Annotated in this window: 13 protein-coding genes, 1 pseudogene and 1 other annotated feature; of the genes and pseudogenes, 2 read left to right on the top strand and 12 right to left on the bottom strand. The window is 38.9% G+C overall.

Annotation, left to right across the window (positions count from 1 at the left end; genetic code table 11):
• Positions 1-60: 60 nt before the first annotated feature.
• The 11 genes and pseudogenes from ACR42H_RS11270 to ACR42H_RS11220 form a co-directional block, all read right to left on the bottom strand.
• Positions 61-377: pseudogene (locus tag ACR42H_RS11270) on the bottom strand (nitric oxide synthase oxygenase); the annotation flags it as partial.
• A gap of 327 nt (positions 378-704) precedes the next feature.
• Entirely contained in the window at positions 705-1,949 is a 1,245-nt protein-coding gene (gene tyrS, locus ACR42H_RS11265; protein ID WP_113883968.1) for a tyrosine--tRNA ligase, read from the bottom strand.
• 49 nt (positions 1,950-1,998) lie between these two features.
• Positions 1,999-2,213: a binding site (T-box leader), on the bottom strand.
• Positions 2,214-2,227: 14 nt separating this feature from the next.
• A complete protein-coding gene (locus ACR42H_RS11260; protein ID WP_436376900.1) occupies positions 2,228-2,740 on the bottom strand; it encodes a MarR family transcriptional regulator in 513 nt (170 codons plus the stop codon).
• A 147-nt stretch (positions 2,741-2,887) separates the two neighbouring features.
• The gene (locus ACR42H_RS11255; RefSeq protein ID WP_113883970.1) at positions 2,888-3,772 is read right to left on the bottom strand and encodes a sensor domain-containing protein; all 885 of its coding nucleotides are present in this window, start codon (positions 3,770-3,772) and stop codon (positions 2,888-2,890) included.
• Between the two features lie 518 nt (positions 3,773-4,290).
• Positions 4,291-5,091, bottom strand: coding sequence for a protein phosphatase 2C domain-containing protein (locus ACR42H_RS11250; RefSeq protein ID WP_113883971.1), 801 nt, complete (start codon positions 5,089-5,091; stop codon positions 4,291-4,293).
• Positions 5,092-5,499: 408 nt separating this feature from the next.
• Positions 5,500-7,185: a glycoside hydrolase family 13 protein gene (locus tag ACR42H_RS11245; protein ID WP_436376183.1), complete on the bottom strand. Its 1,686-nt coding sequence runs from the start codon at positions 7,183-7,185 to the stop codon at positions 5,500-5,502.
• A 104-nt stretch (positions 7,186-7,289) separates the two neighbouring features.
• Positions 7,290-7,415, bottom strand: a complete 126-nt coding sequence (locus ACR42H_RS11240) for a hypothetical protein (protein WP_436376182.1) — start codon at positions 7,413-7,415, stop codon at positions 7,290-7,292.
• A complete protein-coding gene (locus tag ACR42H_RS11235; protein ID WP_436376180.1) occupies positions 7,412-7,609 on the bottom strand; it encodes a hypothetical protein in 198 nt (65 codons plus the stop codon). The genes ACR42H_RS11240 and ACR42H_RS11235 overlap by 4 nt, the downstream gene beginning before the upstream one ends.
• 117 nt (positions 7,610-7,726) lie before the next feature.
• Positions 7,727-8,737 carry a LacI family DNA-binding transcriptional regulator gene (locus tag ACR42H_RS11230; protein WP_436376179.1) on the bottom strand — a complete coding sequence of 337 codons (1,011 nt, stop codon included), beginning with the start codon at positions 8,735-8,737 and terminating at the stop codon, positions 7,727-7,729.
• 207 nt (positions 8,738-8,944) lie between these two features.
• Positions 8,945-9,760 (bottom strand): uroporphyrinogen-III synthase, encoded by an 816-nt coding sequence (locus tag ACR42H_RS11225; RefSeq protein WP_113883974.1) that lies wholly within the window; start codon positions 9,758-9,760, stop codon positions 8,945-8,947.
• A gap of 259 nt (positions 9,761-10,019) precedes the next feature.
• On the bottom strand, positions 10,020-12,023 hold the full coding sequence (locus ACR42H_RS11220) for an LTA synthase family protein (RefSeq protein WP_113883975.1): 2,004 nt from the start codon (positions 12,021-12,023) through the stop codon (positions 10,020-10,022).
• Between the two features lie 373 nt (positions 12,024-12,396).
• Here ACR42H_RS11220 and ACR42H_RS11215 point away from each other — a divergent pair, with 373 nt between their 5' ends.
• Positions 12,397-12,672: a hypothetical protein gene (locus ACR42H_RS11215; RefSeq protein ID WP_436376177.1), complete on the top strand. Its 276-nt coding sequence runs from the start codon at positions 12,397-12,399 to the stop codon at positions 12,670-12,672.
• Positions 12,673-13,123: 451 nt separating this feature from the next.
• Positions 13,124-13,324, top strand: a complete 201-nt coding sequence (locus ACR42H_RS11210) for a hypothetical protein (RefSeq protein ID WP_436376175.1) — start codon at positions 13,124-13,126, stop codon at positions 13,322-13,324.
• Positions 13,325-13,681: 357 nt separating this feature from the next.
• On the opposite strand, the gene ACR42H_RS11205 is transcribed toward ACR42H_RS11210, so the two are convergent.
• Entirely contained in the window at positions 13,682-14,356 is a 675-nt protein-coding gene (locus ACR42H_RS11205; RefSeq protein WP_113883978.1) for a lysozyme family protein, read from the bottom strand.
• Positions 14,357-14,453: the final 97 nt, after the last annotated feature.

Here is a 14,453-nt window from a genome sequence, read left to right as displayed (position 1 = left end):
CCAATATAGAAAGCCGGCATGATTGGATGCCGGCTTTCATTTATGATAAGGAGTATCTTGTTAGCAGTAGTTAGGCGTTTTTACTTCATTGTTATACTGTTTATGAAAATTTGAGTAGCTGCAGGGGATACTGGCGGGATCAGACAGGTCCAGTCACCGGTCAGTTCCCTGGCCCTTTTCGTTTTCTTCAAATTTTTTGAATTGCTGTGCTGCAGTTATGATGGTCTACTATGCAGACACCTTCTTTTTTAAATGAATGCAATACAGCTGTATTCAATTCCACCATTGCCCGATCCTTCAAAGCGAAGATGTGACCTGGTATCCAGCCCCATTAATGAGGCAATCTGCGGGAACACATCATAACGAAAATCGTCTGCCGGGCTTTTTGATTAACTTCCATTTTTAAAACTGGGTTTCTTTATCGTCGTAATTCATTTTAATTAACTCTCATCCTTCGAGTAAAGGTTCCGTATTGAGGTGCTTTTCAAAAAACTGCACCGAAATGACAGCCTTTTGACAATGCATATGTCATATAAAAAATTAAAACTCCTCCCAAAATAGCGAGTTTTCTTTGTTATAAAATTACCCTTACTTATTGAACTAAACACAAGTTAGTTTAAGTACAAGACTTCAAAAATTTTTTTTTAATATTAGTAAGAGGCTGTTAGTCACTTTAACAGCCTCTTGATCTGTAAAAATCTATCTTATATTTTCACTTTAATAAATTTACGTTTTCCTACCTGTACAATTAAACCGTCAGTGACATTAATGGTTACTTGCGGATTGTCCACTTGTTTCCCGTTAACTTTTACGCCTCTGTTTTCAATCATCCTTCTTGCTTCGCTCTTAGATGATAACATTTCCAAACCAACCAGCAGCTCAACAATTGATGTCTCCTTATTTCCTTTCCACTCTATTACAGGAATATCATCTGGCATTGAGCCTTTCTGGAAGACAGAAATAAAATTATGTTCTGCCTGCTCTGCAGCATCAATGCCGTGGTACATTCTAACAATTGTCTTAGCAAGCAGCATTTTAGCATCCCTGGGGTGAAGTTTCCCTGTTTCTAACTGTTTCTGAGTGGTCTGAATTTGTTCAGGTGAAAAATCTGTTATTAACTCAAAGTATTTTGTCATTAACTTATCAGGAATGGACATTGCTTTCCCGTACATTTCCTGCGGGCTCTCATCAATACCAATGTAGTTTTTCTTTGATTTAGACATCTTCTCGACACCATCAAGTCCTTCCAGTAATGGCATCAGCAATGCAACTTGCTTTTCCTTTCCAAACTTTTCTTGGAAGTGTCTTCCCATCAGGATATTAAAATGCTGGTCAGTTCCACCAAGCTCAATATCAGATTCCAGTACAACAGAATCGAATCCCTGCATCAAGGGGTAGAAAAATTCGTGTAGAGAAATTGGTTTCCCTAATGCGATGCGTTCTTCAAAATCATCCCTTTCTAATATCCTTGCCACGGTGATCTTGCCAGCCAATTGAATTACATCCTCAAACTTTAGCTCAGACAACCATTTAGAGTTGTAATGCAATTCGACTTTCTCCATATTAATAACCTTTGCAAATTGCTCGAAGTATGTTTTGGCATTGTGTTTCACTTCTTGATCTGTCAATTGTTTTCTAGCAACCGATTTGCCTGTCGGATCTCCAATTTTTCCTGTAAAGTCCCCAATAATTAGTTGGATGATATGTCCGTTCTCTTGAAACTGCCTCATTTTGTTAAGAACCACTGTATGTCCAAGATGAACATCTGGAGCTGAAGGATCTAAACCAAGTTTTATTTTTAATGGTTTGTTTTGCAGAACTGACTTGGCAACTTTTGCTTCTAAATCTTCAAGAGGAATAATGTCCTGTACCCCTTGTGTGTATATGCTCATTTGTCTTTTTACTTCATTCAACTGTTCAGTATTTAGTTGATTCATAACCTGGTTCATTTGTTATTCCTCCCAAATATTAATTAAAAATAAAAAACCACGCCCCCAAAAAAGGGACGTGGTTTTGCACGCGGTACCACCCTTGTTGAAGGAATTAATCCTTCCACTCAATGAATAACGGCTCGCCGTTCTTTGCTAAAACAATCTGGCAAAGAAAGCTCCAGGAATGTAATTCACTGTTATCTGTGTATCGATTTGCACCAACCATCGACTCTCTGGGTACAGGGAGATAGCAACTACTGGGTTTCCCATCAACGCTTTTTAATATTTAGTTGTTTTCAAAAGTTATTATCCATTATTACTTTTCTTAGGGCTCTGGATAAATTTTTCTGTTCATCGGCGGATAAACCTAAAACTATCTGGACCTCGCCACTATGGAACTTTGGATAAAGGTCCTCCATTACATGTTTTCCCTTATTAGTTAGAGAAACGTAAGTAATTCTTCTATCCCTGTTATCCGTCTTCCTAAAACATAACTCTTTCTTTTCAAGAGTTTTGGTTATATTACTAATTGTGGCTTTTGAGACTCCAGCTGACTCAGCTAATTTTTTTGTTTCAATTGATTCCCAGATCCACAAATCGTAAAGCATTGAAAACGCTGTCCATGATAAGCCGTATTGCGATAAGACTTCTTGTTCCATCTTATTTCTTAATCCTTGTGCGACGCGATAAATATTGGTGACGACTGAAATCGCATCTAGATTTAGGGAACTAATTGGAATTTTAGTTAAGCGATTAATTGTATCTACTTCTTCAGGGAGCAACTCTCCATCCTCATTAAACGAATGAATAATATCCCTCCTAAATTTCTGAATCGTTAGCTATGATACGATGCTAACAAAAAAAGAAAGTGAGTGCAACACCAAGTTTTGGTTATTAAACTAACAAAGCGTTAATCCTTTCAGGATCAACGCTAATAATAACGTCATATCTTAGATTTATCTGTTCTGTGAAACTTGATAATTATTCTTTCCGTTCTGTTTTGCTTGATACATAGCTCCATCAGCATATTTCAGCAAATTCCTGACATCCATATTGAAATCATCGCAAAAAGCAATTCCGATACTAGGAGTTATTGAGATAACAACATCCTGTACCGATACTTTATTAGATAGAGTGTCAATGATCCGTTCGGCAACATGTTTTGCATTGTCGATTGTCGTTTCCGGAAGTAAAATCGTGAACTCATCACCCGCAAGCCTGGCTACAGAATCCTTACTTCCCATACAAGCTGTAAGCCTGCTGGCGACTTCTTTTAACAAAAAGTCTCCTAAGTCATGACCAAAGGTATCATTTATTTGCTTAAACCCATCTAAATCAAGATACAGTACTGCGACTAGCCCTTTATTGAAATTAGCTGATTCAATTGCATGATTAAGTCGTTCTTCAAATAATCTCCGATTTGGCAATTGGGTTAGAAAGTCATAATGAGCCATTTGTTTCAATATTCTTTCTGAGTTTTTACGATCGGTTATATCTTGTATTTGAGAAATAAGGAATAATGGCTTGTTCCCTTCCCGCACTATGGATACAGATAATAACACCCATACAATCTTCCCGCTTTTATGGACATACCTTTTTTCCATCTCAAAAGAGTCTCTTTTTCCTTCCACTAATTCTTGTGTGTAAGATAAATCTGTATCTAAGTCCTTTGGATAGGTTAAGGCTTGAAAGTTCGTGGTAAGGAGCTCATCCTCTGTATAACCAGTAATTTTAGTTAAAGCATGATTTACCTTAATCCATTTTCCCTCTAATGAGACTATCGACATCCCAATCGGAGCAAAAAAAAAGGCCTGATTAAATAAATCTATATTTTTAAACATATTTATATCCTTTTTATAGAAAGTTGAAATGCATTCCCAATTTTTTATTTTATCTCATACTAAACTGGCAAGCAATAAATTTCACCTTTCTTGGTTAGCTTAACAGACAGAAATGGAGTAAAGGAGAACAGAGCAGCAAAAACAGCATGAGTATTACACACCATTATATAAACCTGCCCCGTTTGTTCAATGAGAGTAAGATATTGCAGGCAGCCCAAGTGACATTGAAATTGACAGCTGTCTTTGCACTGCATTTTGATGGTACAATACTTATTGTCCATTATAAATTATAAGGTCAATTGCTATCTCAAAAACGATAAAATAAGCAAAAAACCTTATAGGAAAATGACGTGTGCTGATTCACACGTCATTTTTTATGTCCTTTATCAGTAAAGCACCCGAAAACGGACCCTTTATCCTTAGAGTGGAGGCTTCTTTTTCGTCGTTATTCATTCAAATTCTCTTGTCTCCAGGTCTATTTTCTTTTACTGCCGATTTTCTGCCAAGTATCTGTCAAATCAGCCGCTGGGCTTACTTCCTTCATGCTCAGCTTCAATTATCCAGGATATAATGGTCGTACTGTCCCGGACATCCCTATCTTTTATTAACTTCAATAGCTCACGGACCCCACCCTCATTCCCGAACATGCTAAAGAGATTAAATATTTCTTTTGGTTCAGCAAAGTTGGTGTGGGGACATTCTGTCAAGCCATCTGTTGTTAGAAAAATATGATTCCTGCCTCTTCTGAGCTCCTTTGTACCCGAGCTATAACAGGGAACCGGCAAATCAAACGTATTGACATTACCCACCCATTCATAAAAACTTCGGTGGTTTTGCTGATATTCGTTAAATGCAGCCAGTTCGGGGTGGAATAAATGCAGAATACAATCCCCGATTGATAGCCACCAAAGAAATGAGCCTTTTCTGATCACACATAGGAAAGCTGTTTCACCTTTAATCTTTTTGCATTCCGCCTTGAAATCCTGGCTTTTAAATTGTTTAAGCAGTAATCCGCCAACCTGTTCAAACACCTCTCCAGGCGGCAGCACTAATAAAGCAATGATTTCCGTTTTCAGTGATTTGACCGTTTGAATAACTAACTCAGCGCTTTCAGCTGTAGTATGGGCATCAAGTAAAACAGTAAACTCCCAATCTTCGTTATTACCTATCCATAAAAGGCAGCCGTCTTCATTTTTATTTTGCCCAGCATTCCTGTTTCCGCCGAAACGCCCTAATACCATTCTTCCGATATGCTGAATGCTTATTTCATCCAGGTAAGGCTCCTCACTGCCAACCCAGGAGTATTCTAATATATTCATCGAAATGGCCCCCTCCATGATTTAACATAATAATATTGTTTAGAAAAAATTTGTCAACAAAAAAAAGAACCTCAATGGTTCTCTAATTAATTAACTCATAAATTCTCGCTTCATGCGGTTGCAATACTTCTTCATTTTCCACCCTATCACTCTTATAAATAAAGAGAACAGCTTCCGGCTTGTAAATCCATCAAAGGTAAATGTCTGTTTATCATTAAGCAATAGATCCTTATAATCTCCGTAAACCATTACCTCGTTTTGTTTTCTTCGTGCAATCAGCTTTTTACAGAAATAAAAAAACGGAGCCTTTATCTAATAAACTGCTGCTTTTATTCATCATTATATATATAAGGGATACCTCGTTTCATCATTTCTTCATTAAAAAAAGGACCTAAACAGGCCCTATCTTTATATCATCAAACGATACACTCTTGCTTCATAAGGCTTGAGTGGCAGGTTTTCAATTTCTTCATTTTCATTTGCATTCAGGTTGGAAATCAGCAGTTCCTTAGATGAATACCGGACATGGTCTGGCAGCTTAAAGTCAGGAGTTTCTTCACTGAAGTTGCAGATCACAAGCAGCTGTTCATTACCAAGAGTTCTTGTATAGGCGAAGATCTGCTCATTTTCCACCATGATTAAATCGAATGTGCCATAAACAATTACTTCATTTTGCTTTCTAAGCTGAATGAGCTTTTTATAAAAATGGAAGATGGAATCTTCATCTTTTAACACGGCTTCTGCGTTAATCCACTCATAATTAGGATTAACATTGATCCAAGGGGTTCCGTCGGTAAAGCCTGAATTCGGACTGGCATCCCACTGAACAGGCGTTCTCGCATTATCCCGGCCTCTCTTATGAATGCCTTTAAAGATTTCATCATGTGTTAAAAAATCCGGTGTAAGATCACGGTATGCATTTAACGTTTCGATATCACGGTAATCATTGATATCAGTAAACTTGACGTTTGTCATGCCAATTTCCTCACCTTGGTAAATATATGGTGTCCCCTGCATCATATGCAGGCATGCCGCAATCATCTTACCAGAAATAACGCGGTATTCCTCTGAGTCATTTCCCCACCGGGAAATGGCGCGAGGCTGGTCATGGTTGCTCCAGTATAAGCTGTTCCAGCCATCTTCCTCCAGACCCTTTTGCCACTTGCTGAAAATCTCTTTCAGTTCAGTCAGTTTCCAAGGACGCGGATCCCATTTGCCGTATTGACCGTCGCCAAGCCCGACATGTTCAAAATGGAATACCATATTCAATTCATTTCTGTCCTTGCCTGTATAGAGCTTGCCTTCTTCAACTGTTACACCGGGCATCTCGCCAACCGTAATGGTATCATAAGGGCTAAGGGCTTCTTTGTTCATTTCCTGCAGAAATTCATGAATTCTTGGTCCATTCATATAATACTTGCTGCCGTCCCCATAATTGTGTCCTTCACGAATCTCCCCCTGTGGATAGCTGGTATCTTTTGAAATAAAATTGACGACATCCATGCGGAATCCATCTATCCCTTTGTCCAGCCAGAAGCGCATCATTTCATACACTTCATTTCTTAATACAGGGTTTTCCCAATTCAGGTCAGGCTGCTTCTTACTGAAAAGGTGCAGGTAATATTCGCCTGTTTGTTCATCATATTCCCATACACTTCCGCCAAACGCAGCTCCCCAATTCGTAGGAGGTTCGCCGTTGTCTGTTTTCTTCCAGATATAATAATCTCTGTAGGAACTATCTTTGGATTTTCGTGATTCCCGGAACCACTGGTGTTCATCGCTTGAGTGGTTGACAACGAGATCCATCATAATTTTGATGCCGTACTCATGGGCTTTGACCAGCATTCTGTCAAAGTCTTCCATAGTTCCGAACTCATCCATGATATTGCGGTAATCTGAGATGTCATAGCCATTATCATCATTAGGCGATTGGTAAACGGGGGATAGCCAGATCACATCGATCCCCAGTTCGCTTAAGTAAGGAATTTTTCCAGTAATTCCGTTGATATCTCCAATCCCATCCCCATTAGAATCGTTAAAGCTTCTTGGGTAAATTTGATAAATGACACATTCTTTCCACCATGTTTTGTTCACTTTTATACAACTCCAATCTAAGAATTTTATAGAACCTTTCATTACACCGCTTATAACCCATTTCTGGGCAAAGGTGTACACAATAATCATTTGTGCAAGTGCCATTAGCAGGAGGCAAAAGTTAGATTATGGTCTGTGCTGAATTGGCCATGGAAAATATACTGATCGAGCGGCAGAATAAAGTCATTCCATGCACCAAGACTTGTGATGATGGCAAAAGTAGCATTCATTGGCACAAACAGCGGGAAAATGACTTCCCAGAAAACACCCTTGTAGTTGCACCGTCCATAATGGCCGCTTCTTCCAATTCCACAGCAACAGCAAGTATATAGCCAATACATAAAGGAAAGGTGAATATGATATACAAAATGATTAATCCAGCCTGCATACCCCAGGCACTGGTCTGCTTGGCAAGCGGCAGCATGATGATTGGGAAAGGAATGAATATGGCAATTAAAAAAAATAGAAGTATAGAAACTGATTTTTGTGTTTTCAGTTCAATGACGTAAACGTTTACGTCATTGAACTGAGAAAAAGAGAGTTATTCTTTCCTCTCTTTCACACTCATTCTTTCAATGATTTTATGCGGCATAATCCGGCTTTCCGGAGTTTCGCCAGTTTCCATTATAGTAAAAAGCATTTCTGCAGCAGCCTCTCCCATTTTTGCGAGAGGCTGTCCCACTGTTGTCAGCGGCGGAATGGACATCTCAGCAAGGTTCAAATTATCGTACCCTATAACAGATATCTCCTCCGGGACCTTAATTCCCAATTGATAAGCTGCTGATAAGGTCCCTATAGCCATTTCATCACTTGCTGCAAAAATCGCTGTAACATCCGGGAACTGTCCGATAAGCTTTTTCAAGCCCTCCACCCCATCAGGGAAATTAAATCCCCTGCTGAACACAATATTATCGGGACTCAGTGATATGCCATGATCTGAGAGAGCTTTTTTAAAGCCTTCAATCCTAGGAACCCCCGCGATAATATCATCCTTTTTTCCGCTTATCATTCCAATGTTGGTATGCCCTTTGTCGATTAAATGCTTGGCTGCAGCATATGCTGCATGATAATCGTTGACCTTTACAAAAGGTACGGGGTACGCATAGGACTCGGTCGAAAGCAAAATCATCGGCACCTTGGCTTTCGTTACAAATTGATAATACTCATCCTTCAATATTTCACTGGCAAAAATAATACCGTCTACCCTTTTTTCGATAAGCAGCTGGAGATATTTCATCGTTTTTTCGCCATTTGATTCTGTATGGCAGACGATCACACTTGAACCGTTGTCATTGGCAGCCTTTTCAATGCCATCCAGCAGATCGGTAACGAGAGAACTGGATAGCTTCGGGAAAAGCACACCAATCGTATGTGTTCTTTTGTTAATTAATCCTCTTGCCACTGCGTTTGGCTGGTATCCCAATTCTTCAATCACTTTTAGAACCCTGAATTTTGTTTTTTCCGAATAGCCTCCCTGGGCATTCAAAATCCTGGAAACTGTTGCAATGGAGACATTTGCTATTTTGGCAACATCTTTGATGGTATTAGTCATATCCCACCTGCTTAAAATTGCTGTATTATTTTAGTTACGAAAACGTTTACGTTGCAATATTATCATTTTGTGTAAGCCTTTTCAATACTTTTTATGACTATTTTGAAATTAGTATATCCATGAAATTAATAAAAAGGAGCCTAAAGGGCCCCCTTTTAAGAAAATATTCTGCGCTTTACCAGCTTATTTGTTTTTATAAATTAGTCATTAAATGCCTTTTTCATTATTATAAAAATGGGCTAATTCAATAACCGCACTCCCGATCCTCTCGACTTCCGGAAAAATGACTCTTGCAATTCCTTCTTCATGTAAAGCTTGTGCAGTTACTTTTCCAACCGATAAAGCCACAACCTGTTCTGATAAACAACTTTTTAATTGCGCATCTGCCTTCTTTTTCCGGGCGAAGGTGAATAAATTCCTTACTTGAGGTGTGCTGGTGAAAAATACTGAATCAAGCTTTCCGTCAAGGAGTTCGGACAGCAGCTGATTCATTACTTTTTCCTCAGGAGGAATATGGGTATATGGCAGAATTTCTTCAAAGTCCGCATGGTTTTCTTCCAGCCACTGTTTAAGGCGTGGTGCCGGATCCCCGTGAAGCTGCAGGGCTACTTTCCGGCCTGTTAGGGAATGAGCTGAGAGCTCCCGGATTAAGCCTGCAGTACTTCCGTCATCATCCCGCACTGAAGGTGTGATATCAAGTTTTTTCAAAGAATTAACGGTTTTATATCCCCTTGCTGCAATATTTGCTTTTTGCAGGCTGTTGATAAGGGAGTCACCCTCATTCATATCAAGAGCAGTTTGATATATGGTTTCGACTCCGATTCCGGTAGTAAAAATAATCCATTCAAAGCTTTCCTTTATTATCAGTCTTACGTGATCATGAAGTTTACCGTCTTTGAGCAGTGTTGTCCCCTGGGCTGGCCTGCTGAGGGCAATTCCTCCCTGATTCTCCACCAATTTGCCGATTTCTTCTATTTTCCGGGAACCTAAAAGTGCAATCCTTTTGCCCGCAAGCTTTTTCATCTTACTCCCCCTAGTTATGTATCTTTTTATTTTTAATTATAAAGGTTGAATGGTTATTTATCACATAATAATAGGGCTTGAACCAGATTTAACTAATGCATAATGGTATTCCACACTGAATCAAATGTAAACATACCTGCTTTATAAAAATATTGAGTTTGGGATGTGACTTATTTATATTCGTATAGAGGGATTATATTTTCGCTTTATCCTGCAACAAAAAAACTGCCTGCAGGATCTCCCGCAGGCAGTTTTTGAATTATTTATCAGCTGGTTCTTCTTCAGCCGATTCATCAGTTACTTCGTTCTTCTTGTTAACCCCATTACTTTCTGCTTTATAATCGTACTTTGAACGATCAACCGGTTCGAAGTTTTCAGGTGTGTAGAAGCGGAGAAGATCTCCGTTCACGACTTTATCAGATAGCGCCAATTTCTGCTCGGCACTTTCCTGAAGTTTTTTCGCCTCTTCAAAACGGCTTTCATCCAGCAGTTCACCAGTTGTAGAGTCATAAAACTTTCCGTCAACAGATGAGATGGTTGGACTCATGAAATCTCCGTTACGGAAAGGAACAAGATCATCATGCTGTTCTGATAATAAGTCTGTACCGAATTGCAGATACTGTTTAGTATCAATTCCAAGCAAATGCATCAATGTTGGCATCAGATCAATCTGACCGCCAAATTCATGGTTTACTCCGCCTTCCATGCCAGGTACGCGGATGAATAGAGGCACACGCTGCAGACCGGCACTATCGAACGCTGAAATTTCCTTGCCAAGCACTTGTTCCATTGCTTTATTATGGTTCTTGGAAATACCATAATGGTCACCATACATGACAATCACTGAGTTCTCATAAAGGCCGGAAGCTTTAAGCTGCTCAAAGAACTGTTTAAGTGCTTCATCAGCATAACGGGCTGTCTGGAAGTAATTATCGACTGATTTGTCCCCGGTAGTATGAGGCTCAATTGTCGCCAGTTCCTGATCCATATGATAAGGATAGTGATGGGACACAGTAATGAATTTAGAATAGAACGGCTGTTTAAGCGACTTAAGGTACGGCATGGATTGTTCAAAGAACGGCTTATCCATTAGACCATAGTCAGCCATATTTTCTGGTTTTAAATCATAGTATCCTGCATCGAAAAAGTTGTCATAGCCAAAGGATTTGTAAATTTCGTTACGGTTCCAGAAACTTCCGGAGTTGCCGTGGAAAACTGCAGAAGTATATCCTTTATCCTTAAGAATTGCTGGTGCTGCATTGTACGTATTCATACCCTTTGTTGTAAAGGCAGAACCCTGCGGCAATCCATATAGGGAGTTTTCAAGGATAAACTCAGCATCTGCTGTTTTCCCTTGTGCAGTCTGATGGAAGAAGTTATCAAAATACGTTGTATTTTCTTCTTCAATCAGTGAGTTCAAGAATGGTGTTACTTCTTCACCGTGCAGTTCATAGTTCATTAAGAATGTCTGAATGGATTCCAGGTGAAGGTAGATCACATTCATCCCTTCTGCTTTTCCGAAGTACTTCGGGTTCGGTTCAGCATAATTCGATTTTGTAAAGTTAATGACTTCGGTTGTATCACTGCTATCCGCCATAACTCTTTGCGCGGATGCCTTCGTGCTTTGTACTGCATCATAAATCGTATAATTGTACATGCCTAAATACTTAACAATGTAATTACGGTCAAAACCTCTTGTCAAAAGTTCAGGGCGGTCTGTTTCAGCCAATCCCAGGTTTGCAAAGGAAATGGCCAGAGAAGCATAAATTAATGCTGCTGATCTGCGGCGCGTCAAGTCCTTTGTTTCCACTTTTACGACTTTAAATACAAGCAAGCCGGCAAGCACGATGAAATCAAGGAAGAAAAGGATATCAGTCGGCTGTAATAATGAACTGATGCTTCCGCTGACGTCACCAAAGTTCTGTGTCTGCGTCAAAGTCGGCAATGTAATAAAATCATTAAAGAAACGATAGTACACTGCGTTCGCAAACAGCAGGAAGGAAAGCAAGAAATACATTACCATCAAGGCGATATATTTTCTTTTGCCTTTAAAAAAGAATGCAAATCCTAAAAAAAGCAATGAAGACCCCAGCGGGTTAATGAATAAAAGGAACTGCTGCAAGGCACTTTCAATGCCTAAGTTAAATTGTGTCATTTGAGTAATATACGTTTTCATCCAGAGCAGAAATACTGCTAAAAAGAAAAAGCCAATATATTTATTTAATATATCCTGACTTTTATGAAGTAAAGTATTCAAATTCATACACCTGCCTTCTAGCACATTATTCTAACATACTTCGCTAGTAATTTAAAAATCTTATGTTGGCAATCAGCCCAATAATTATTAGTTTACGTGATAAATATTAATAATCTATGAACATGCAAAAAAGCACTGCACAAGAATATAACTATACTCGCATTTAATAAAATGTCAAGCATGTCCAGATAAAATGCTCTTTAATGACTATTAAACAGAGTAAGTGCCCAGTACACAGCCTAAGCTGGGTGTTGCCCATTAATAAATGCTGCACGTCTATATAGACGAATGAAAAGCAATTTGGTTTCACTTTTTATGTAAAAACTTATAAATCTTTAATTTTCAAGGAAGAAGAAAAATCAGACAACAGCCAATATATATGAAGAATGTAGACGAATTATACATAAAGGCGGAAATTCACATGGACCAAAAACACCAAATTAACGAGTATATGGACATTCTAGCTGCAGGCAATTATTTTAATGGATGTGACCTTGCCGCCCATAAGGGAAAAGTCATTCTGAATGAAGGATATGGACTATCAAGCTATCAATATGCCACTAAAAACAATCCTATTACAAATTCCGCATTGGCTCTTTTACAAAATCTTTTGCGGCAGCAGCTGTTCTTCTGCTTCACCAGCAAACTTAGTTGAATTTGTTCGATATTTATATTAAAGACTTTCCTTCTGAAAAGGGTATGACCTTTCATCACTTATTTAGCCATTCATCAGACGCAGCCGATTTTTACTTTTCTCCTGAATACTGGGAAAAATTTATGCGTCTGCCCTCCAGCCTGGTTAGGACATGCAATACAGCAATTAAGAATTTTTACTTCTAACTGCTTTAATGGAAAACGTTTCAGATTTATCCTATGTATAATTCCTCCTGGAGAATATTTTTAAACCTTTTCAATAAAAAAATGCAGGAATTGATAAAGGCCGTTGGATTGTAAAGGACTTGCCTTCCGAGCATTCGGTCTGGGAACAGGTCATTCACCCAAAGTATGTCGAAATGAGCATTCCTCAGGGAGCATATGAATGTACAGAACTGCAGAGGATTTAATAAATGGACAGAAGCTTTGCGGAATGGTGTACTGCCAAACAAATGCATAGACCTCCTGGAGGCTATGGGTATGGCTGTTTTATTAACGGCGAACAAAGGATAGCGAGACACTCTGGGGATATTAATGGATTTACAAATGAACTTTTGAAGAACTTTAAAGAGGATCTGACCATAGTCATCTTGAGTACTATGAATATCACACCAGCAGACAAAATCTGTGAGGATCTATCCTGCATCATTTAAAAAGAAAAGGTGTGAATGCCACAAAGGTTAGCATCCTCAAGCGAGCCTGTTCCCGCGAGAATGCAGACAGGAGAGTACCGAGCGCAAGAATTATATGCTGAGGTCCATTGGGGGAAAAATAAACTATTGTGACTAAGCCAAAGAAATATGGTGCGTTATATATGTAATAAAACCCATTACCATTGCAGATGAAAAAATATTTTTCAAATCGGATATTATGAAGTTTTCATTTTCGAATTGAAAGGTTAATGCCTCGAGTTAGTGGATATAGATGGGCAAAAGCAGACGCTGAAAAAACTAACCGCACTTCTTGGCTGAGTGCGGTTTTAGTTTACCATAATATTTTTATGTTTTGTTTTACCATACTGATTTAAATTCTCCGGATTTTCCTGTGTTACTTGCTGTAAGAATCTCAATATTTTTTGTTACCTTTGTTGTATAAGTGAAATCCCCATAACAGTATGGATAGCGGAAATTATTCTTGTCGCCTCCGCAATTATAAATTTCCGGATTTTGTTCGGCCTGTTTGAGTGAGAATTCTTTTGCGATTTCTTCACTGTGTTTTCCACCCTGATCAGCAACAAAGTCAATATATCCGATTCCCATATTGTAGGCCTGGATAACCGCAGGGAAGTCTACATTTTTTTGACTGCCATAATTTAATGCTTTCTGAAAGTGTTTAACACCCTGCTTAATGCTTTGTTCCGGATCCTGAATGGAATTCGGGGGCAATCCTGCTGATTCCGAAGCCTGCATCGGATCACCGCCCTTTCCTTTGCTTTCCTGCTGCATGATCGCGGCCAATACGAGAGTATATTCTTCAAGGTTAACTTCCTTCAATTCCTTCTGAAGGATCGGGGTATAATTCTGAACGTCCCTTGACACAGTATTAGGCAGTAAGGAAACAGCTGTTTCCTTAATATTAAGCTGCTTGAATTGGTCAAATAGGACAAAAATCAGAACCAAAAAAAATAACAGGAATGCTACATTCGATCTGCGTTTTGTACGCTTTTTGCTTTTTTTACGTTTCATTGCTGCTCTCCCGGTTTCTCTATTAATATTTCAGGTTATTATTATAGCAGAAAATACTGATATTTTAATAGGAATAGGTCCTTTAAGAAGTCCGGAA

Origin of the sequence: Cytobacillus sp. BC1816 (assembly GCF_051353635.1) — a bacterium.
Classification (GTDB): Bacteria; Bacillota; Bacilli; order Bacillales; family Cytobacillaceae; genus Cytobacillus; species Cytobacillus oceanisediminis_C.
Note: the sequence above shows the minus strand (reverse complement) of the source record. Positions and strands in the feature narration are given on the sequence as shown.